The 20,745-nt window shown below is 74.3% G+C and carries 17 protein-coding genes; 12 read left to right on the forward strand and 5 right to left on the reverse strand.

What is annotated here, in order from left to right; genetic code table 11:
- The gene (locus GCU67_RS00335; protein WP_338104679.1) at window positions 1-1,074 is read right to left on the reverse strand and encodes a LacI family DNA-binding transcriptional regulator; all 1,074 of its coding nucleotides are present in this window, start codon (window positions 1,072-1,074) and stop codon (window positions 1-3) included.
- 174 nt (window positions 1,075-1,248) lie between these two features.
- Here GCU67_RS00335 and GCU67_RS00340 point away from each other — a divergent pair, with 174 nt between their 5' ends.
- The 10 genes from GCU67_RS00340 to GCU67_RS00390 all read left to right on the forward strand — a co-directional run bounded on the left by GCU67_RS00340 (window position 1,249) and on the right by GCU67_RS00390 (window position 13,404).
- The gene (locus GCU67_RS00340; protein WP_211660515.1) at window positions 1,249-2,790 is read left to right on the forward strand and encodes a sugar ABC transporter ATP-binding protein; all 1,542 of its coding nucleotides are present in this window, start codon (window positions 1,249-1,251) and stop codon (window positions 2,788-2,790) included.
- Window positions 2,787-3,863 carry an ABC transporter permease gene (locus tag GCU67_RS00345; protein WP_163608942.1) on the forward strand — a complete coding sequence of 359 codons (1,077 nt, stop codon included), beginning with the start codon at window positions 2,787-2,789 and terminating at the stop codon, window positions 3,861-3,863. The genes GCU67_RS00340 and GCU67_RS00345 overlap by 4 nt, the downstream gene beginning before the upstream one ends.
- Window positions 3,853-4,875, forward strand: coding sequence for an ABC transporter permease subunit (locus tag GCU67_RS00350; RefSeq protein ID WP_163608943.1), 1,023 nt, complete (start codon window positions 3,853-3,855; stop codon window positions 4,873-4,875). The genes GCU67_RS00345 and GCU67_RS00350 overlap by 11 nt, the downstream gene beginning before the upstream one ends.
- 86 nt (window positions 4,876-4,961) lie before the next feature.
- Window positions 4,962-6,056, forward strand: coding sequence for a rhamnose ABC transporter substrate-binding protein (gene rhaS, locus GCU67_RS00355; RefSeq protein ID WP_163608944.1), 1,095 nt, complete (start codon window positions 4,962-4,964; stop codon window positions 6,054-6,056).
- Between the two features lie 71 nt (window positions 6,057-6,127).
- On the forward strand, window positions 6,128-6,499 hold the full coding sequence (locus GCU67_RS00360; RefSeq protein WP_163608945.1) for an L-rhamnose mutarotase: 372 nt from the start codon (window positions 6,128-6,130) through the stop codon (window positions 6,497-6,499).
- Window positions 6,496-7,665 carry an L-rhamnose isomerase gene (gene rhaI / locus GCU67_RS00365; RefSeq protein WP_163608946.1) on the forward strand — a complete coding sequence of 390 codons (1,170 nt, stop codon included), beginning with the start codon at window positions 6,496-6,498 and terminating at the stop codon, window positions 7,663-7,665. Before GCU67_RS00360 ends, rhaI begins: the two co-directional genes overlap by 4 nt.
- A gap of 92 nt (window positions 7,666-7,757) precedes the next feature.
- Entirely contained in the window at window positions 7,758-9,794 is a 2,037-nt protein-coding gene (locus tag GCU67_RS00370) for a bifunctional aldolase/short-chain dehydrogenase (protein ID WP_163608947.1), read from the forward strand.
- A 19-nt stretch (window positions 9,795-9,813) separates the two neighbouring features.
- On the forward strand, window positions 9,814-11,298 hold the full coding sequence (locus GCU67_RS00375) for a rhamnulokinase (protein WP_163608948.1): 1,485 nt from the start codon (window positions 9,814-9,816) through the stop codon (window positions 11,296-11,298).
- A 159-nt stretch (window positions 11,299-11,457) separates the two neighbouring features.
- Complete coding sequence (locus GCU67_RS00380) at window positions 11,458-12,255, forward strand: PrsW family glutamic-type intramembrane protease (RefSeq protein WP_163608949.1); 798 nt, start codon at window positions 11,458-11,460, stop codon at window positions 12,253-12,255.
- Window positions 12,256-12,717: 462 nt separating this feature from the next.
- Window positions 12,718-13,404 carry a hypothetical protein gene (locus tag GCU67_RS00390; protein ID WP_163608950.1) on the forward strand — a complete coding sequence of 229 codons (687 nt, stop codon included), beginning with the start codon at window positions 12,718-12,720 and terminating at the stop codon, window positions 13,402-13,404.
- A gap of 60 nt (window positions 13,405-13,464) precedes the next feature.
- On the opposite strand, the gene GCU67_RS00395 is transcribed toward GCU67_RS00390, so the two are convergent.
- Window positions 13,465-14,868, reverse strand: coding sequence for an NAD(P)/FAD-dependent oxidoreductase (locus GCU67_RS00395; protein ID WP_338104680.1), 1,404 nt, complete (start codon window positions 14,866-14,868; stop codon window positions 13,465-13,467).
- Window positions 14,869-14,976: 108 nt separating this feature from the next.
- On the opposite strand from GCU67_RS00395, the gene GCU67_RS00400 reads away from it, so the two are divergent.
- A complete protein-coding gene (locus GCU67_RS00400; RefSeq protein WP_163608952.1) occupies window positions 14,977-15,639 on the forward strand; it encodes an alpha/beta fold hydrolase in 663 nt (220 codons plus the stop codon).
- 48 nt (window positions 15,640-15,687) lie between these two features.
- On the opposite strand, the gene GCU67_RS00405 is transcribed toward GCU67_RS00400, so the two are convergent.
- The 3 genes from GCU67_RS00405 to GCU67_RS00415 form a co-directional block, all read right to left on the reverse strand.
- Window positions 15,688-16,152, reverse strand: a complete 465-nt coding sequence (locus tag GCU67_RS00405) for a hypothetical protein (protein ID WP_163608953.1) — start codon at window positions 16,150-16,152, stop codon at window positions 15,688-15,690.
- Window positions 16,153-16,372: 220 nt separating this feature from the next.
- The gene (locus GCU67_RS00410) at window positions 16,373-18,085 is read right to left on the reverse strand and encodes a DEAD/DEAH box helicase (RefSeq protein ID WP_163608954.1); all 1,713 of its coding nucleotides are present in this window, start codon (window positions 18,083-18,085) and stop codon (window positions 16,373-16,375) included.
- A gap of 226 nt (window positions 18,086-18,311) precedes the next feature.
- Window positions 18,312-19,316, reverse strand: coding sequence for a GlxA family transcriptional regulator (locus GCU67_RS00415; protein WP_163608955.1), 1,005 nt, complete (start codon window positions 19,314-19,316; stop codon window positions 18,312-18,314).
- 71 nt (window positions 19,317-19,387) lie between these two features.
- On the opposite strand from GCU67_RS00415, the gene GCU67_RS00420 reads away from it, so the two are divergent.
- The gene (locus tag GCU67_RS00420; RefSeq protein ID WP_163608956.1) at window positions 19,388-20,704 is read left to right on the forward strand and encodes an MFS transporter; all 1,317 of its coding nucleotides are present in this window, start codon (window positions 19,388-19,390) and stop codon (window positions 20,702-20,704) included.
- The last annotated feature ends 41 nt before the right edge of the window (window positions 20,705-20,745 follow it).

Below are 20,745 nucleotides of genomic sequence, written 5' to 3' on the forward strand. Positions count from 1 at the left end.
TCAGGTCGTGGCGGCCCGGCGGTGCCGGACCGTGCTGGACTCGCGGACGACGAGCTCGGGGGAGAAGACGAGCTGCTGGTGCACGTGCGGGTGCTCGCCGTCGCCACCGGCGGCCTCGTCGAGCAGCAGCTCGGCCGCCCGCCGGCCCAGCTCGTGCCGGGGCTTGCGCACCGACGTGAGCGGGACGGCGGCCGCGGCGGCGTAGTCGATGTCGTCGTAGCCGACGATGGCGAACTCCTCCGGGACGCGGACGCCCTGCCGGACCATCTCCTGCAGCACGCCCAGGGCCAGCAGGTCGTTGGCGCAGATCGCCGCGGTGGGACGGCGGCCGGCGGGCAGTCCCAGCAGCCGGGAGGCGGCCTCCCGGCCACCGGCCACCGTGAGCCCCGCCGGGGTGAGCACCGTGAGCGCGTCCTGGTCGGCGGTGTGGTCGCGCACGGCGGCGACGACCCCCTCGTACCGCTCGCGCAGCTGCGGCAGACCGCCGGTGCCGCCGATGAAGGCGATCCGCTCGTGCCCGGCCTCGAGCAGGTGGTCCGCGGCCAGCCGGCCGCCCAGGACGTCGTCGACGGCCAGGGCGCACTGGTCGGGACCGTTGGCCCGGCGGTCGACCAGCACCACCGGCGTCCCCCGGGTGCGCAGCGTGTCGATCTCGGCGGACAGCTCCGGGGTCGGGGTGATGAGCACCCCCTGCACCCGCTGCTCGGTCAGCACCTCCAGGTGGGCGGCCTCCTTGGCCGGCTGCCCGTCGGAGTTGCACAGGATCACCGCCAGGCCCGCCGCGTTGGCCACCTCCTCCACGCCGCGGGCGAGGTCGGTGAAGAAGGGGTTGGCGATGTCGAGCACGATCAGCCCGATGACGCGGCTGCGCCCGGCGCGCAGGTGCCGGGCCGACTCGTTGCGGACGAAGCCGAGCGCAGCGATGGCGGCCTGCACGCGTTCCCGGGTGGCCGGGCTGACGGCCTCGGGTCGGTTGAGGACGTTGCTGACCGTGCCCACCGAGACCCCGGCGTGGCCGGCGACGTCGCGGATGCTGGCGGTCAGGGGGTCCTCCTCGGCTGGGCGTGGGCTCACGGTAACGCGGTCGGGAACGGGGATCACTGAAACGTCTCAACCGTCGTTGCGGGCGGTGAGACGGGCTCGGGATTGCCGTGCCGGTGACGGTTGACACATTTCTAGCACCTCTCCTATGGTGTGCGCCACAGCCAGCTGAAACGTTTCAGCGCTGCCACTCGACGAGGAGGTCACGTGGCGAACGGGATGCCGACGACGGAGCCGGGGAGCGTCGTGCTCGCCCTGGAGAACGTCTCGAAGTCCTTCGGTGCGATCGCCGCCCTGCGCGGTGCGCGGCTGGAGCTCCGAGCGGGCGAGGCGCATGCGCTGGTGGGTGAGAACGGCGCCGGCAAGTCGACCCTGGTGAAGATCCTGGCCGGGGTGCACGGGCCCGACAGCGGCCGGGTGCTGCTCGACGGCCGGCCGGTCACGCTGGACAGCCCGGCAGCCGCCCGGGCCGCCGGCATCGCGGTGATCTACCAGGAGCCCACCCTGTTCCCCGACCTCTCGGTCGCGGAGAACATCTTCATGGGCCGCCAGCCGCTCACCGGCGGCCGGCGGATCGACCGCAAGGAGCTCGCCGCCCGCTGCCAGGCGCTGTTCGAGCGCCTCGGCGTCCGGATGGACCCCGAGCGGCCCGCCCGCGGCCTGTCCATCGCCGACCAGCAGATGGTCGAGATCGCCAAGGCGCTGTCCTTCGACGCCCGGGTCCTGGTCATGGACGAGCCCACCGCCGCGCTCTCCGGCGTCGAGGTCGAGCGGCTGTTCACCGTCGCCCGGGCGCTGCGCGCCTCCGGTGCCGCCGTGCTGTTCATCTCCCACCGCTTCGACGAGGTGTTCGGCCTCTGCGACCGGATCACCGTCATGCGCGACGGTCAGTGGGTCTCCACCGACGCCACCGTCGACCTCACCGTCGAGCAGGTGGTGCGCCGCATGGTCGGCCGGGACGTCGCCGAGCTGTTCCCCAAGCAGGACGTCACCGCCGGCGACGTCGTCCTCGAGGTCCGCGGACTGACCCGCCGCGGGGTGTTCACCGACGTCTCCTTCGACGTGCGGGCCGGGGAGATCGTGGCCCTGGCCGGGCTGGTCGGCGCCGGCCGCAGCGAGGTGATGCGCGCGGTCTTCGGCGTCGACCGCTACGACGCCGGGACCGTCCAGGTCGAGGGGAAGCGGCTCAAGGGCGGCAGCCCGGCCGCGGCGATGGCCGCCGGCATGGCGCTCGTGCCCGAGGACCGCCGTCAGCAGGGGCTGGTCATGGAGCTGTCGGTGGAGCGCAACGCGACGCTGACCCGGCGGTGGGAGCTGTCCCGCCTGGGCTGGCTCTCCGCCCGCCGCGAGCGCGACGCCGCCGCCGAGTGGTCGACGAAGCTCCAGGTCAAGGCCGGGCGGATGAGCGACCCGGTGTCGACGCTGTCCGGCGGGAACCAGCAGAAGGTCGTGCTGGCCAAGTGGCTGTCGACCCGGCCGACCGTGCTGGTCGTCGACGAGCCCACCCGCGGCATCGACGTCGGCACCAAGGCCGAGGTGCACCGCCTGCTGTCCCAGCTGGCCGCCGACGGGCTCGCCGTCGTGATGGTCTCCAGCGAGCTCCCCGAGGTGCTGGGCATGGCCGACCGGGTCCTGGTGATGCACGAGGGCCGGCTGGCCGCCGACATCCCGCGCGCCCGGGCCGACGAGAGCAGCGTCATGCTCGCCGCGACCGGCCAGACCGCCCGGCCGGCGCAGGTGGCGTCATGACCGCGCCGACCGCCCAGCGGCCCCCGGCCGGGGCGAGCGCCACCGAGGGGACGACGGCGCGCTCACGCCGCGGTGCCGCGCTCGCCCAGCGGCTGGTCGTCGTCCGCGAGCTGGGCATCCTGGCTGCGCTGGTGCTGCTCATCGGCGTCACGCTGATCGCCAACCCACGGTTCCTGTCCGGGCAGAACGTCCGCGACCTGATGCTGTCGGCCGCCGTCCTCGTGGTCCTCGCCGCCGGCCAGACGATGGTGATCATCACCCGCAACGTCGACCTCTCGGTCGGCTCGGTGCTCGGGCTGTCCGCCTACGCCACCGGCACGCTGCTGGTCGCCCACCCGGGCACCCCGGTGGTGGTGGCGCTGCTCGCCGGGACGGCGGTCGGCGCGCTCTGCGGCCTGGTCACCGGGGCGGTCGTGGCGGTGGCGAAGGTGCCCTCCCTGGTGGTCACCCTGGGCATGCTCTACGCCATCCGGGGCCTGGACTCGCTGTGGGCCAGCAGCAGCGACCGGCTGCAGATCAACGCCTCGGACCTGCCCGCCGGCTTCAAGTCCTTCGGCGGTGCCCGGCTGCTCGGCGTCCCGGTGCTCTTCCTGCTCGCGATCGTCGTCGTCGCACTGGTCGGGGTGCACCTGCGCTCCTACCGCAGCGGCCGCGAGCTCTACGGCATCGGCTCGGCCCCCGAGGCCGCGCGGCTGTCCGGCATCCCGGTCGGCCGACGGGTGCTCACCGCCTTCGTCGTCAACGGCGCGCTCGCCGGCCTCGCCGGGGTGCTCTACGCGGCCCGGTTCCAGACCCTGGACACCACCGCCGGCACCGGCCTGGAGCTCAACGTCGTCGCTGCCGCCGTCGTCGGCGGGGTGGCCATCGCCGGGGGCACCGGCAGCGCGTGGGGCGCCGCCCTCGGCGCGCTGCTGCTCACCACGATCGGCACCGCGCTGCCCCAGCTGGGCCTGAACCCGTTCTGGCGGGACGCCGCCGTCGGCGCCCTGATCCTCGCCGCCATCGCCCTGGACCGGACGCTGACCCTGCGCCTGGCCGCCCGCCTCCGAGGGAGGAACCTCCGTGGCAGTTGACACCGCCCCCGTGGCCGGCAACGCGGCCCCGCCGCAGGCCCGGGCGCCCCGCCGGCAGTTCACCCTGCCGGGCGGCAGCGTCATCAGCACCTTCCTGGTGCTGTTCCTGGTCATCGCCTCGTTCTCCGTCGAGGGGTTCGCCAGCACCCGCAACGCCGGGTTCCTGCTGCTGGACGTCGTGGCCGTCGCGCTGATCGCGCTGCCGCTCACGCTGATCGTGGTGACCGGCGAGATCGACCTGTCCGTGGCCAGCGTCGTCGGGCTGAGCAGCGCCGTCATGGGCAAGCTCTGGTTCGCCGGGCTGTCCCTGCAGACGATCATCCCGCTGTGCCTGGTGCTCGGCGCCGTCCTCGGGGCGGTCAACGGCCTGCTGGTGACCCGGCTCGGGCTGCCCTCGCTGGCGGTCACCATCGGCACCCTGGCGCTCTACCGCGGGCTGGCCTTCGTCGTCCTCGGTGACCAGGCGGTCGCGGACTTCCCGCGCGAGTGGACCCGGTGGGCGATCGGGTCGATCGGCGGGACGGGCATCCCGAACGCCGTCCTGCCGCTGCTCGTGCTCATCGCGGTGACCGCCGTGCTGCTGCACGCCACCCCGATCGGCCGGTCGCTGTACGCCATGGGCAACAGCGAGGACGCCGCCCGCTTCAGCGGCATCGACGTCGGTCGCACCAAGCTGTGGCTCTTCGTCGCTGCCGGGGTGGTCAGCGCGCTGGGCGGGGTGTTCTGGACGCTGCGCTACGGCAGCGCCCGGGCCGACAACGCCAGCGGCCTGGAGCTGCAGGTCATCGCCGCGATCCTGCTCGGCGGGGTGTCGATCTTCGGCGGCAGCGGCGGTCTGCTCGGCGTCCTGGCCGGCGCGCTCCTGCTGGCCTCGGTGCGCAACGCCCTGCAGTTGGTGAACGTCCCCTCCGACGTCCTCAACATCGTCACCGGCGTCCTGCTCATCGTCGCCGTCGTCGCCCCCCAGGTGGCCGCCGGGGTGCGCACCCGCACCCGTGCCAGGCCCCGCTGACCCCTGTCCGACCCGCCCCAGCACCCAGCCCCCAGCACACCCAAGCCTCCGGCACATCGACGTGCCGGCGTCCAGAGAGGGAACCCATGACCAGCTTCCTGACCGCCCGCCGTCTGCAGGGCGTGATCACCGGCTCCGCGGTGGCCGCGCTGGTGCTCACCACCGCCGCCTGTGGCGGCACCACCCGGGAGTCCGAGGCGGCTGCCCCCGCCAGCGGTGGGGGCAGCGAGGCCAGCGCCTCGGCCGACCCGGACGCCGCGATCCCCGAGGGCCTGGCCATCGCCTTCCTGCCCAAGCAGCTCAACAACCCCTACTTCGCCGTCGCCGACGGCGGCGGGGAGAAGGCCGCCGGAGAGCTGAAGGCCGAGTACAGCGAGGTCGGGCCGTCGGAGGCCAGCGCCTCCTCCCAGGTCAGCTACATCAACACGCTGACCCAGCAGGGCGCCGACGTCATCGTCACCTCGGCCAACGACCCCAACGCCATCTGCTCCGCACTCGACCAGGCCCGCGCCGGTGGCGCCAAGGTGGTCACCTTCGACTCCGACACCGACCCCGAGTGCCGCGACGTCTTCATCAACCAGGCGACCCCCGACGGCATCGCCGAGACCCAGATCGACCTGATGGCCGAGCAGATCGGCGGCGCCGGCAAGGTCGCGATCCTCTCGGCGACGGCCAACGCGACGAACCAGAACGCCTGGATCGAGCTCATGAAGACCTACGCGGCCGAGAAGTACCCGGAGATGGAGATCGTCACCACCGTCTACGGCGACGACGAGGACGAGAAGTCCTTCCAGGAGACCCAGGGCCTGCTGCAGAGCACCCCCGACCTCAAGGGCATCATCTCGCCGACCACCGTGGGCATCTCCGCTGCGGCGCGGTACCTGTCGGGCTCGGAGTACAAGGGCAAGGTCGCGCTGACCGGCCTGGGCACCCCGAACCAGATGCGCGAGTTCGTGAAGGACGGCACCGTGACCGCCTTCGCGCTGTGGGACCCGGCCGACCTGGGCTACCTGGCCGCCTACGCCGGCGCCGCGCTGTCCGCCGGCCAGATCACCGGGGCCGAGGGCGAGACCTTCGAGGCCGGTGAGCTCGGCGAGTACACGATCGGCGCCGACGGCGAGATCGTGCTCGGCGACCCGACGGAGTTCACCGCCGACAACGTCGACGAGTTCGACTTCTGAGGTCCCGCGTCCGCCCGTGGCCGCCGGCTCCCCGCCGGCGGCCACGGGGCACCACTCCGGAGAGGAACGACGTGCCCCGCGTCTGCTTCACCCTGCAGGTCCGCCCCGACCGGCTCGACGAGTACCGCACCCGCCACGCCCAGGTGTGGCCGGACATGCTGCGCGCCCTGCGGGACACCGGCTGGTCGGACTACCAGCTCTTCCTCCGTGACGACGGCCTCGTCGTCGGCACGCTGGTGACCGACGACCTCGCCGCCGCGCAGGCCGCCATGGAGGAGACCGCTGCCAACGCGCGCTGGCAGGCCGACATGGCGCCCTTCTTCGAGCTCCCCGACGGGCGGCCCGACCGCAGCGCCCGGCCCCTCGACCTGATCTTCGACCTCGGCGACCAGCTGGCCGCCGCCGGGGACGAGCCCACCACCACCATCGGAGCGACCCAGTGACCGACCTCCGCGGGCAGGCCCTCGCCGCCCTCGCCACCCAGACCATCGAGCTGCCGTCGTGGGCGTTCGGCAACGCCGGCACCCGGTTCAAGGTCTTCAGCTCACCCGGGGTGCCGCGCGACCCGTTCGAGAAGATCAGCGACGCCGCCGTGGTGCACCGCTTCACCGGCGCCGCGCCGCGGGTCTCGCTGCACGTCCCGTGGGACCTGGTCGACGACTTCGGCAAGCTCGCCCAGCACGCTGCCGACGAGGGCGTCTCCATCGGCGCGATCAACTCGAACCTGTTCCAGGACGACGACTACAAGTTCGGGTCGCTCACCAACGCCGACCCGGCCGTGCGGGCCAAGGCCGTCGCCCACCACGTGCAGTGCATCGACGTCATGCGGGCCACCGGCTCCACCGACCTGAAGATCTGGCTGCCCGACGGCACCAACTACCCGGGCCAGGACGACATCCGCGACCGGCAGGAGCGGCTGGCCGAGTCGCTGCAGCAGGTCTACGCCGAGCTGGACCCCGGGCACCGGCTGATCCTGGAGTACAAGTTTTACGAGCCGTACTTCTACACGATGGACATCCCCGACTGGGGCACCTCGCTGCTGCACTGCCTGGCCCTGGGCGAGCAGGCGATGGTCGTGCTGGACACCGGGCACCACGCGCCGAACACCAACATCGAGTTCATCGTCGCCCAGCTGCTGCGCATCGGCCGGCTCGGCGCCTTCGACTTCAACTCCCGGTTCTACGGCGACGACGACCTCATCGTCGGCGCGGCCGACCCCTTCCAGCTGTTCCGGATCATGAACGAGATCGTCCGGGCCGACGCGCTCCGCCCGGAGTCCGGCGTCAACTTCATGCTCGACCAGTGCCACAACATCGAGCCGAAGATCCCCGGCCAGATCCGCTCGGTGATGAACGTCCAGGAGGCCACCGCCAAGGCGCTGCTGGTCGACCGCGACGCGCTGCGCACCGCCCAGCGCTCCGGTGACGTCCTCGGTGCCAACGCCGCGCTGATGGACGCCTACAACACCGACGTCCGTCCGCTGCTGGCCGAGCTGCGGGAGTCCCAGGGCCTGCCCGCCGACCCGTACCGGGCCTACGCCGCGTCCGGCCACGCCGAGCAGATCGCCACCGAGCGCATCGGCGGCCAGCAGGCCGGCTGGGGCGCCTGAAAGGACCCGACCGCCCCCCACGACACGCTCCGCGCGCCGCGGGGCCCTGCGGCCGGGCCGTTCCAGCACGTCACCATCGAGAGGACCTGAACGTGACCAACCCCGTGGTCAGTGACCTGATCGCCCGCAGCAACCGCCTCGGCGCGGACCCGCGGAACACCAACTACGCCGGCGGGAACACCTCCGCCGCCGGCACCGCGACCGACCCGGTCACCGGGCAGCCGGTCGAGCTGCTCTGGGTGAAGGGCTCCGGTGGGGACCTCGGCACCCTGCGGGAGGAGGGCCTGGCCGTGCTCCGGCTGGACCGGCTCCGCTCGCTGGTCGACGTCTACCCCGGCGTTGACCGCGAGGACGAGATGGTCGCCGCCTTCGACCACTGCGCCTTCGGCCGCGGAGGAGCCGCACCGAGCATCGACACCGCCATGCACGGGCTGGTCCGCGCAGCGCACGTCGACCACCTGCACCCCGACTCCGGGATCGCGCTGGCCACCGCCGCGGACGGCGAGGCGCTCACCACCGAGTGCTTCGGCGACCGCGTCGTCTGGGTGCCCTGGCGCCGTCCCGGCTTTCAGCTGGGCCTGGACATCGCCGAGATCGCGGAGAAGAACCCGCAGGCCATCGGCGCCGTTCTCGGCGGTCACGGGATCACGGCCTGGGCCGACACGAGCGAGCAGTGCGAGGCCAACTCGCGGGAGATCATCGCGACGGCCGAGCGGTTCCTCGCCGAGCGCGGCCGTCCCCAGCCCTTCGGCAGCCGCGTGCCCGAGATGGAGCCGTTGCCGGAGACGGAGCGCCGGGCGCGGGCCGCCGCGCTGTTCCCCGTCGTCCGCGGCCTGGCCTCGACCGACAAGCCGCAGGTCGGGCACTTCACCGACTCCGACGTCGTGCTGGACTTCCTCAGCAGCGAAGAGCACCCGCGGCTGGCCGCGCTGGGCACCTCCTGCCCGGACCACTTCCTGCGCACCAAGGTGCGCCCGATGGTCGTCGACCTGCCGGCGAGCGCACCGGTCGAGGACGTCGTGGCCCGGCTGCGCGAGCTGCACGAGGCCTACCGCGCCGACTACGCCGCCTACTACGACCGCAACGCCGAGCCGGACTCCCCGGCGATGCGCGGGGCGGACCCGGCGATCGTGCTGGTGCCCGGCGTCGGCATGTTCAGCTTCGGTGCCAACAAGCAGACCGCCCGGGTCGCCGGTGAGTTCTACGTCAACGCGATCAACGTGATGCGGGGCGCGGAGTCGGTGTCGACCTACGCGCCGATCGACGAGCGGGAGAAGTTCCGCATCGAGTACTGGGCGCTCGAGGAGGCCAAGCTCGCCCGGATGCCCAAGCCCAAGCCGCTGGCCACCCGGGTCGCTCTCGTCACCGGTGCCGCCAGCGGGATCGGCAAGGCGATCGCGCAGCGGCTCGCCGCCGAGGGCGCCTGCGTGGTCATCGCCGACCTGGACCTGGCCAAGGCCAGCGACGCCGCGGCGGAGATCGGCTCGGCCGACGTGGCCGTGGGCGTGGCCGCCGACGTCAGCGACGGTGAGGCCGTGGCCGCTGCGTTCCGCGCGGCGGTGCTCGCCTTCGGCGGGGTCGACCTGGTGGTCAACAACGCCGGGCTGTCGATCTCCAAGCCGCTGCTGGAGACCACCGAGCGCGACTGGGACCTGCAGCACGACGTGATGGCCAAGGGCAGCTTCCTGGTCTCCCGCGAGGCGGCCCGGATCATGATCGAGCAGGGGATGGGCGGCGACGTCGTCTACATCTCCAGCAAGAACTCCGTCTTCGCGGGGCCGAACAACATCGCCTACTCCGCGGTGAAGGCCGACCAGGCGCACCAGGTGCGGCTGCTGGCCGCCGAGCTCGGCGAGCACCAGATCCGGGTCAACGGCATCAACCCCGACGGCGTCGTCCGGGGCTCGGGGATCTTCGCCGGCGGTTGGGGTGCCAAGCGGGCGGCGGTCTACGGGGTGCCGGAGGAGGAGCTCGGCGCCTACTACGCCCAGCGCACCCTGCTCAAGCGCGAGGTGCTGCCCGAGCACGTGGCCGACGCCGTCTTCGCCCTCACCGGTGGCGAGCTCACCCGGACGACGGGGCTGCACGTGCCGGTCGACTCCGGCGTCGCCGCCGCCTTCCTCCGCTGACGGGGCCATGGTGGCGAACATGGCCCCCCAGGGTGGCCGGGAGCTGACCCTCGCCGCCGTCGACCTCGGTGCCTCCAGTGGCCGGGTGATGACGGCGCGGGTCGGCCCGGCCCGGCTGGACCTGCACGAGGTCAACCGGTTCACCAACCGCCCGGTGCGGGTGGCCGGCACCCTGTACTGGGACGTGCTGGCCCTCTACGGCGGCGTGCTCGACGGGCTGCGGGCCGCCGGCCGCGACGTCGGGCGGCTGGACGGCGTGGGCATCGACAGCTGGGCGGTCGACGTCGGGCTGCTCGACGCCGACGGGGAGCTGCTGGGCAACCCGGTGCACTACCGGGACGCCCGGCACGCCACCGCCGTCCCCGCCGTGCACGCCGTCGTGCCGCCGGAGCGGCTGTACGCGGTGACCGGGCTGCAGCACCTGCCGTTCAACACGGTGTTCCAGCTCGCCGCCCAGCGCGGCACGGCCCGGCTGGCCGCCGCCCGGACGGCGCTGCTCGTCCCGGACCTGCTGGCCCACTGGCTCACCGGGGCGGTGGGGGCCGAGGTCACCAACGCCTCGACCACCGGGCTGCTGGACGCCGCGACGGGGGAGTGGTCGCACGAGCTGATCGACGCGCTCGGTCTCCCGCGCGGGCTCTTCCCGCCGCTCACCCGGCCCGGTGACCGGCTCGGTGAGCTGACCGCCGACGTGCTCGCCGACACCGGGCTGACCGGTCCGGTGCCGGTGACCGCCGTCGGCTCGCACGACACGGCCTCGGCGGTGGTCGGGGTGCCCGCGGAGTCGGAGCGGTTCGCCTACGTCTCCTGCGGCACCTGGTCGCTGGCCGGCGTCGAGCTGGCGGCGCCGGTGCTCACCGAGGCCAGCCGGCGGGCCGGGTTCACCAACGAGGCCGGCGTCGACGGCACCGTCCGCTACCTGCGCAACGTGATGGGGCTGTGGCTCCTGCAGGAGTCCCAGCGCACCTGGCGGGCGGCGGGGCTGCCGGCCGGGCTCACCGAGCTGCTGCACGCCGCCGCCCGCGTGCCGGCGTTCAGCGCGGTGGTCGACTGCAACGACCCGCGGTTCCTGCCGCCGGGCGACATGCCGGCCCGGATCGCCGCGTTGTGCGCCGAGACCGGGCAGACCCCACCGCAGAGCCAGGCCGAGACCGTGCGCTGCATCCTCGACAGCCTGGCGCTGGCCTACCGGCGCGCGGTCCGGCAGGCCGCACAGCTGTCCGGGCAGGACGTCGACGTCGTCCACCTGGTCGGCGGCGGGGCCCGCAACGCGCTGCTGTGCCAGCTGACCGCGGACGCCTGCGGTCTGCCGGTGGTGGCCGGTCCCGTGGAGGCCGCCGCGCTGGGCAACGTGCTCGTCCAGGCCCGGGCCGGGGGAGCCGTCGCGGGCGGGCTGTCCGAGCTGCGGCAGCTGCTGCGGGCGACCCAGGAGGTCGTGCGCTACCGCCCGTCCTCGTCGTCCGCGGCGTGGGACGCGGCCGAGGGGCGGTTGCCGCGGCGTTGAGGGCGGCGCCTCCGGTGGCCGCCTCCGGTCCGGTGGCGGAGGCTGAGAGGCCCCGCCGGGACGACGACGTCCGCGGCCACCGGTGCCGCGTGCGACGCGCGCCGGCCCTGGGCGCGGGTGAGCAGCGCCCGCCGGAACCCGACGAGAGGTCCTCCCACCATGGGGCATGCGCGACGGTGGTCCTGGCTGCTGGTGCTGCTCGGCGGCCTGGCGCTGTACGAGCTGATCCAGCGCGCGATCGCGGAGACCGGCAACCCCAACCTGCTGCCCGCGCTGCTCCTGCTGGGTGCGGCAGTGGTGCCGACCGCCTTCGTCACCTTCATCGCCGGGCGGCGTCTGGTCTTTGCGGTCGGCGCCGGGACGGTGCTGCTCACGGCTCTGGTCGGCGGGGTGATCGGCGTGGTCACCGCGGGGGTGCTGGAGTACAACACCCTGCAGCGCCTCGGCGCCCTGCCCATGCTCTCGGTCGGGCTGATCGAGGAGGCCGCGAAGCTGATCCTCCCCGCCGCGGTGCTGCTGTTCGTCCGGCGCGACCGGCATCCCGCCGACGGCCTGCTGCTCGGCGTCGCCTGCGGTGCGGGCTTCGCCGTCCTGGAGACGATGGGCTACGCGTTCGTCGTCCTGGTCCAGTCCCGGGGCGACCTCGAGGTGGTCGACAGCGTGCTGTTCTTGCGGGGCGTCCTCAGCCCCGCGGCGCACATGGCCTGGACGGCGCTGGCCGCCGCCGCTCTCTGGCGGGCCGCTGCCCAACACTGGCACGCCGCGGAGGTGGGCCGCTTCGTGCTCGCCTTCGTCGTCGTGGTCGCGCTGCACACCGCCTGGGACCTGTCGGGCAGCACGGTCGCCTACGCCGTCCTGTCGGTGGTCAGCCTGACGCTGCTGGCGGTCGTCAGCCACCGGCTGGCCGCGCCGCACCGCCGGGAGCCCGTGGCCGGCCGGCGGCTCGCGTCCGTCTGAGCCCCGGCCGGCGACGCCGCGACCCCGGCGCTGCCGGCCGGCGGCAGACCCCCCCGCATCGCCCGGTGCGCGGGTGGGTAGCGCTGCGGCCATGAGCCAGAGCAGCCAGCCGCCGCGCGTCGCCGTCCTCACCGGGTCGGAGTCCGGCATCGGCCGTGTCTCCGCCGTCGCCCTCGCAGAGGCTGGGCTCGACGACTGGCGCACCCCCTGAGCGGCGACCCGGCCGGCGACCTGGACGCCGTCGCCGAGGAGCTCTACGGCGTCCCGCCCGAGGAGTTCACGACCGCCCGCACCGCCGCCCGGGACCGCGCCCGCGCGGCGGGGGACAAGCCGCTGGCCACCGCGGTCGCCGCGCTGCCCAAGCCGACGACGGCGGCCTGGGTCTGCAACCTGCTCGTCCGCCGGCAGCCCGAGGAGGTCGCCCAGCTCGCCGAGCTGGCCGAGCTGCTGCGCGCGGCCCAGGTGAACCTCTCCGGTGACCAGCTGCGCGAGCTGGGCCGGCAGCGGAACCTGCTGGTCGCCGCCCTCACCCGGCAGGCGCGCGGGCTGGCCCACGCCGAGGGACACGACGTGAGCACCGCGGTGGCCGAGCAGGTGGAGGCCACGCTGCGGGCCGCCGTCGCCGACCCGGGCGCGGGGGAGGCGCTGCGGGCCGGCCGGCTCACCGCGGCGCTGTCCTACAGCGGCATGGGACCGGTCGACCTCGACGGCGCGGTGGCCACGCCGGTGCGTGCCGCCGCCCCGGCACCGGCGCGCAGGCCGCGGACCGCGGACCGCCGGGAGGCCGAGGAGCAGCGCCGCCGGGAGGCGGCCGAGCAGGCCCGGCGGGAGCTCGAGCAGGCCCGCCGGGACGCCGAGGAGGCCACCGCCATGGCCCGGGACGCCGAGGCGGCCGCGCAGACCGCCGGGGCGGAGGTCACCGCGGCCGGCGAACGGCGGGACGAGCTGCAGCAGCGGGTCGACCGGCTGGAGCGGGAGCTGCGTCGCGCCCGGCGGGAGGCCGAGGAGTCCACCGCCGCGGTGTCGGCGGCCGAGCGTCGGCGGGACGCCGCCGTCCGACGGGCGGAGACGGCCGTGGCGATCCGAGACCGGGCCGAGGCCCGGGTGCGGCAGCTGGCCGCGGCGGCCGGGGACGGGACGGGCGCCTGATGCGCCGACGGCCCGGCCCCCGCGGGTGCGGGGACCGGGCCGTCGAGGTGGTGCGGTGCGTCAGGCGGACTCGCGCCCGGTGACGTCGACCTTCTCGCCGTAGTGGTGCCGGCCGCCGGTCTTCGAGACCTCGAAGTCCGAGCCGAGCTGCTCCAGGGCGAGCCGGCCGTAGACCTGCTGCTGGGTGGCGGTGCGCTGCCCGCGGCCACGGCCCAGGAAGCTGACGGCCCAGCCGACCACCGTCGTGAACCGGCTCTTGAAGCCGACCACGTAGACGATGTGCACGAGCAGCCACATCACCCACGCGAAGAAGCCGCTGAACTTGATCTTGCCCAGGTCGGCGACCGCGTCGAAGCGCGAGATGGTCGCCATGCTGCCCTTGTCGTGGTAGACGAACTCGGGCTTGGTGGGCCGGCCGGCGATCCGGGCCTGGATGGCGGAGGCCGCGAACCGGCCACCCTGGATGGCGACCTGGGCGACACCGGGGAGGCGGTTGAGCGACATCATGTCGCCGACCACCTGGATCTCGGGGTGGCCGGGCAGGGTCAGGTCGGGCTGGACGGAGATGCGCCCGGCTCGGTCGACCTCGGCCCCTGTCTGCTCACCGAGCAGCTTGCCCAGCGGGCTGGCCTGCACGCCGGCCGCCCAGATCTTGGTGGCGGCGTGGATGCGGCGCTCGTGGCCGTCCTTGTCCTTGACCACGATGCCGTCGGCGTCGACGTCGGTGACCATCGCACCGAGCTGGATCTCCACGCCGATCGACTTGAGCTTCTTGGCCGCGGCCTCGCCCAGCTTGTCGACGAACGGGGGGAGCACCTTCGGGGCGGCGTCGAGCAGGATCACCCGGGCGCTGGTCGGGTCGATGTGCCGGAAGTCCTTGCGCAGCGTGCGGCGGGCCAGCTCGGCGATCTGCCCGGCCATCTCCACACCGGTCGGGCCGGCGCCGACGACGACGAAGGTGAGCAGCCGGTCGATCTCCTCCGGCGCGGTGGCCAGCTCGGCCAGCTCGAAGGCGCCGAAGATGCGGCCGCGCAGCTCGAGGGCGTCGTCGATGCTCTTCATGCCCGGGGCGAACTCGGCGAACTGGTCGTTGCCGAAGTAGGACTGGCCGGCACCGGCAGCGACGATCAGCTCGTCGTACTCGTGGACGCTGGTGCGGCCCAGCACCACCGAGGTGACGGTGCGGGCGGTGGTGTCGATGTCGGTGACCTCACCGAGCACCACGCGGGCGTTGTCCTGGTCGCGCAGGATCTCCCGGGTGGCCGGGGCGATCTCGCCCTCGGAGAGGATGCCGGTCGCGACCTGGTAGAGCAGCGGCTGGAAGAGGTGGTGGGTGGTCTTGGCCACGAGGGTGATGTCGACCGGGGCCTTCCGCAGCTGCTTGGCTGCGAAGAGGCCACCGAAGCCGGAGCCGACGATGACCACCCGGGGCCGCCGTCCGGTGGACTGGGTTGCGGTGGTCACGCTGCCTCCTGATGTCGTCATGATGACTCATCCTCCCACTACTGCGTCCGATCCTGCGGCCACCCTCCGCTGCGGGGTGGCGTCGTCCCTCACAGAGTCGGCATCTACATGAGCAGCCTGGAGGTGAACGGTGTTCCCACACCCGTGTGGGTCCCCGGTCTCGGTCTCGACGCGCGGTCCTCGGCGCGCGTCCGTGACCTGGTCGGCGGCCGCGTCGTGCTGCTGCCCGGGACGGGACGGCGGGGGCCGGTCGGCCCGCTGGCGGAGCTGACCGCGCAGCTGCAGGCCGGGCTGGGTCCGGGGCCGGTGGTGCTCGTCGGGCACTCGCAGAGCTGCCAGGTGGTCGCGGCGGTCGCCGAGCGCGATCCGCGGGTCGCCGCCGTCCTGCTCCTCGGGCCGACCACCGACCCGCGGATGCTGCGCCGGCGGGTGCTGGCCGGCCGGTGGCTGCGCACGGCGCTGGGTGAGCCGTGGTGGCAGGTCCCGCTGCTGCTGTCGCAGTGGCTGCAGACCGGCCCGCCGGCGATGACCGCGCTGTGGCACCGGATCGCCGCGGACCCGGTCGACGAGCGGCTGCGCCGGGTGCGGGTGCCGGTCGTCGTCGTCCGCGGGTCCCGGGACGCGCTGTGCCCGCACGACTGGGCGGTCCACCTGGCCGGCTGCGCGCCGCGCGGCCGGCTGGTCGAGCTGCCGGGTGCGGGGCACATGCTGCCCCACACCCGGCCGGCCGAGCTCGCCGCCCTGGTCCGCGAGCTCCAGGCCCCCTCGTAGGGTCCCGCCGCGAGCGTGCGAGCGGTGGGGGGCGAGGGGGTCCTTCTGTTACTTCCGCTTGGCCGTGCGGCCGCCGACGGTGACCTTGGCCTCGCGGCCGGTCAGGCCCTGGGTGATGAGGCCCAGGCCGATGCCGAGCATCCAGACGTCCTTGGCGATGGTCAGCCCCTCCTGGGTGGGAGCGAGGCTCCGGCCCGGCTTCGTCATGCCCGGGGTGCGCAGGTAGAGACCCAGCAGGCCGGCGGACAGGCCGGTCAGGGCGGCACCGGCGACGGCGGCGGGCACGAACGGGGTCAGCAGGGCGGCGCCGATGACGATCTCGGAGGTCGACAGGACCTTCGCGAAGGTCTTCGGCTCGACCTTGCCCAGGAACGGGTAGGTGCCGGCGGCGAAACCGTGCAGGCCCGCGGCAGTGCCCTCGTCGGCGCCCCGCTTGCCGAGGCCGGAGTTCAGGATGAAGGCACCGGTGGCGAGCCGGGGCGCGATCTCGCTGGGGGTGATGGGCAGACGCATGGGGACCTCACTGGCGACGGGGATGCTGGCCCAACATCATCGTCGCCGCCCCAGGACCCTCGCGACCGGGGCGTCCGGGATCAGGTCACCTGATCGTGCCTGCTCCTGGCTCACGTCCGACGGTGAGCCAGGAGCACGCGCGGTGAGCCAGGACGAGCACGGGCCGGTGCTGGCCGTCCGCGGGGACGGCCACCACCGGCCCGGTGTGGTCGCTACTGGGTCAGCGGCCGGTGCGACCGCGGCCGCGGCCGGCACCCGACGGCGCCTGGCCGGCCCGCGCGGCGAGCTCGGCCCGGGTGCGGGCCGGGCCGCCGGAGCGGGCCTGCCCGCCGCGGCCGCCACCGGCGGACGACGAACCGGCCGACGCCGTGCCGGACCCGCTGCCGGCGCCACCGCTGCGACGACGACGACCGCCGTTGCCGCCGCCACCGGTGCCCTGCGGCTGCGGCTCGGCCACGGGGGCCGGCTCGACGTAGGGCGCGGCCGGGCCGGTCAGCGCGGTGATCTCCCGGGCGCCGGGCTTGATCGCCGAGACGTCAGGGGTGATCCCGGCCTGGCGGGCCAGCGTGCGGACCTCACCGGCCTGGTCGGGCGTGGCGATGGTGACCACGATGCCGCCGGCACCGGCCCGGGCGGTGCGGCCCGAGCGGTGCAGGTAGGCCTTGTGCTCGGCCGGCGGGTCGACGTGGACGACGATCGCGACGTCGTCGACGTGGATGCCGCGGGCGGCGATGTCGGTGGCGCACAGCACCCGGGTCTCGCCGTTGCTGAACGCCTCGAGGTTGCGCTCGCGGGCGTTCTGGCTGAGGTTGCCGTGCAGGTCGACCGCGGGCACGCCGGCGGCGGTGAGCTGCTTGGCCAGCTTCTTCGCCTGGTGCTTGGTGCGGGTGAACATCACGGTGCGGCCCAGGCCGGAGGCGAGCTCCTGGACGATCTGGCCCTTGTCGGCGGCGTCGACCCGGAACACGTGGTGGGTCATCGTGGAGACCGGGGCGACGGCCGGGTCGACCGAGTGCGTGGTCGGCCGGTCGAGGTAGCGCTTGATCAGCACGTCGACGCCGTTGTCCAGGGTGGCGGAGAACAGCAGCCGCTGGCCGACCTTGGGGGTGCGGTCGAGCAGCCGCTTGACGCCGGGCAGGAAGCCCAGGTCGGCCATGTGGTCGGCCTCGTCGAGGATGGTGACCTCGACGGCACCGAGGTCGCAGTGGCCCTGCTGGATGAGGTCCTCGAGCCGGCCGGGGCAGGCGATGAGCACGTCGACGCCGGCGGCGAGCGCCTGCACCTGCGGGTTCTGCCCGACACCGCCGAAGACGACGGTGGTCTTCATGCCCAGCGCGCGGGCCATCGGGTCGACGACCGCGGCGACCTGGTTGGCCAGCTCACGGGTCGGCACGAGGATCAGCGAGCGAGGCCGCTTGGGCTGGCGCTTGCTGGTCGAGGTGGCGAGCCGGGCGACCAGCGGGATGGAGAAGGCCAGCGTCTTGCCCGAGCCGGTGCGGCCGCGGCCGAGCACGTCGCGGCCGGCGAGGGTGTCGGGCAGGGTCGCGACCTGGATCGGGAACGGCGCGGTGATCCCGCTGGCGGTCAGGACCTCGACCAGCGGGGCCGGGACGCCGAGCTGGGCGAAGGTGGTGTCGGTCGGCAGCACGGTGGCGTCGGCGCCCACGGGCACGATCGGCGCCTCCGGCACGCGCTCGTCGGTGCGGGGAGCGGCCTGACCCTCGGGGCGGGGGCCGGTGCCGCGGCCACGGCCACCACGGCGGCGGCGCGCGGCGTCACCCTCGGCGCCGGGACGGCCCTCGGGGCCGGCCGGTGCGACGGGGCGGGGGGTGCGAGAGCCGGCGTCGGCGGACGGCGCCGAGGCGGGGGAGGTGGCGCGACGGCGCGGGCGGTCGGCGCCGTCGGTGGCAGGGGTGATCGGTGTGCTGGTCATCTGGTGGTCCTCAACGGTCCGGTGGCCACCGTTCGTCCACCAGGCGGGGCCACCACGCAGGGGCCGCGTCGCTCCGGGTCGGACGTCGGGTCGCCGGCGCGCCTCCGTGGCGCAGCCTCGCGCCGACGTCGAGTCCACCTGCTCTCGGATGAGCGGGGGGCGGCGCCGGTGCCCACCACTCTGCCAGACGTGATCATCCAGCGGGCCGAAGCGGGAGAGGGACTGGTCACACCGGGGTGGGTAGCCGGTCACCCGACGTCGCGTCCGTGGGCAGCGCACCGCGGAAGGTGCGGCGGTAGGCCAGCGGGGCGACGCCGATGGCGGCGTGCAGGTGCTGGCGCAGCGACGCCGTGGTGCCGAACCCGGCGTCGGCGGCGACCCGCTCGACGGGGGAGTCGGTGGTCTCCAGCAGCCGGCGGGCCAGCTCCACCCGCTGCTGGGTCAGCCAGCGCTGGGGGCTGAGCCCGGTCTCCTGCCGGAACCGCCGGGTGAAGGTGCGCACGCTCATCGCGGCATGGGCGGCCAGCTGCTCCAGGGCCAGCGGCTCGCTGAGCCGGTCGAGCGCCCACGCCCGGGTCGCCGAGGTACCGGCGTCGTCGGACTCGGGCAGCGGCCGCTGGATGAACTGCGACTGGCCGCCGTCCCGCCACGGGGACACCACCCGCCGCCGGGCCAGGCTGTTCGCGACCTCGCTGCCGTGGTCGCGGCGCACGACGTGCAGCAGCAGGTCGATCCCGGCGGCGTTGCCCGCGGAGGTCAGCACGTCGCCGTCGTCGACGAACAGGACGTCGGGGTCCAGCCGCACCTGCGGGAAGAGCTCGGCGAAGCGGGGGGCGTGCCACCAGTGGGTGGTCGCCGGCCGGTCGTCGAGCAGCCCGGCAGCGGCGAGCACGAACGCGCCGGTGCAGATCGACACGATGCGCGCGTGCCCCGCGGCCCGGGTGAGCGCGTCGGCCACCTCGGGGGCGAGCACGCCGTCCATCTGCGGCCCGCCGTACACCCCGGCGACGACGACGGTGTCCGCGGTCTCCAGCAGCGACAGGTCGTGGTCGGGCAGGACGGCGTAGCCGGCGCTCGTGGCCACCGGGCCGCCGTCGACCGAGGCGACCCGCACCCGGTACAGCGGGTCACCCGCGGCGTCGACCGCGCCGCCCAGGAAGGAGTGCGGCAGCCCCAGCTCGAAGGCGACGGCGGTGTCCAGGGCCAGGACGGCGACCTCGTGCAGTGGCATGGCCCGATCCTTGCAGACAGTGGCCGTCGGGCCACTGGTCCCGCGTGGATTTAGACAGCAGGATCACCGTCGTGACCACCGCGCCCGCGCTCCGCACGTACCGGGTCCACCCCGCCTGGTGGGTGGCCGCGGTGACCTTCCTTGCGCTGGTCGGCGCGGCCGCCTTCCGCTCGGTGCCCGGGGTGCTCATCGACCCGCTGCACGAGGAGTTCGGCTGGTCGCTGTCGACGATCTCCGCCGCCGTCGCGGTCAACCTGGCGCTGTACGGGCTCACCGCACCCTTCGCCGCGGCGCTGATGGAGCGGTTCGGCATCCGCCGGGTGGTCGTCTCGGCGCTGCTGGTGACCGCCCTGGGCAGCGGGCTGACCGTCTTCATGACGGCGAGCTGGCAGCTGATGCTCTGCTGGGGCGTGCTCGTCGGGCTGGGCACCGGCTCGATGGCGATGTCGCTGGTCGCGACGGTGACCGGCCGCTGGTTCGTCGCCCGGCGCGGGCTGGTCTCCGGCGTGCTGACCGCGGCCGGTGCCACCGGTCAGCTGGTGTTCCTGCCCGTCGTCGCCCTGGTGGACGCGCGGTGGGGGTGGCGCCCGGCGGCGCTCGGGACGGCGGCCGCGGCGCTGGCCGTCACCCCGTTCGTCGCCTGGTTGCTGCGCGACCGGCCCCGGGACCTGGGGGTGGCCCCGTACGGCGGGACGGCGGCCGACGACGTCGACCCGGTGCGCGGCAACCCCGGGCGCACCGCGCTGCGTGGGCTCAGCGAGGCCGTCCGCACCCGGGCGTTCTGGCTGCTGGCCGGCGGTTTCATGATCTGCGGGGCGTCGACCAACGGGCTGGTGCAGCCGCACTTCATCCCCGCCGCGCACGACCACGGCATGCCGGTGACCACCGCGGCCGGGCTGCTGGCGCTGGTCGGCGTCTTCGACGTGGTGGGCACCGTCTTCTCCGGCTGGCTGACCGACCGGGTGGACCCACGGCTGCTGCTGCTGACCTACTACGCGCTGCGCGGGATGTCGCTGGTGCTCCTGCCGCAGCTGTTCGGCACCGACGTCCAGGCCTCGATGCTGGCCTTCATCGTGTTCTACGGGCTGGACTGGGTGGCCACCGTGCCCCCGACGCTGGCGCTGTGCCGGCAGTACTTCGGTGCCCGGGCGCCGGTCGTGTTCGGCTGGGTCTTCGCCTCCCACCAGGTCGGTGCAGCGCTGGCCGCCCTCGGCGCGGGCGTGATCCGGGAGGCGACCGGTTCCTACGACGCCGCCTGGTACGGCGCCGCGGCCCTGTGCGTGCTCGCGGCCGCGCTCTCGGTCTCGGTGCGGCGCCGTCCGGCCGACCCGGACACGGCCTTGCCGGTCACCCCGGTCCCCGCCGCGGCCATGGAGGCCCACGGCTGAAGAAGGGCCCTCCCGCCCCTCACCCGCCTCGGGACGGGCCC

Source organism: Modestobacter muralis (assembly GCF_010682105.1).
Taxonomy (GTDB): Bacteria; Actinomycetota; Actinomycetes; order Mycobacteriales; family Geodermatophilaceae; genus Modestobacter; species Modestobacter muralis.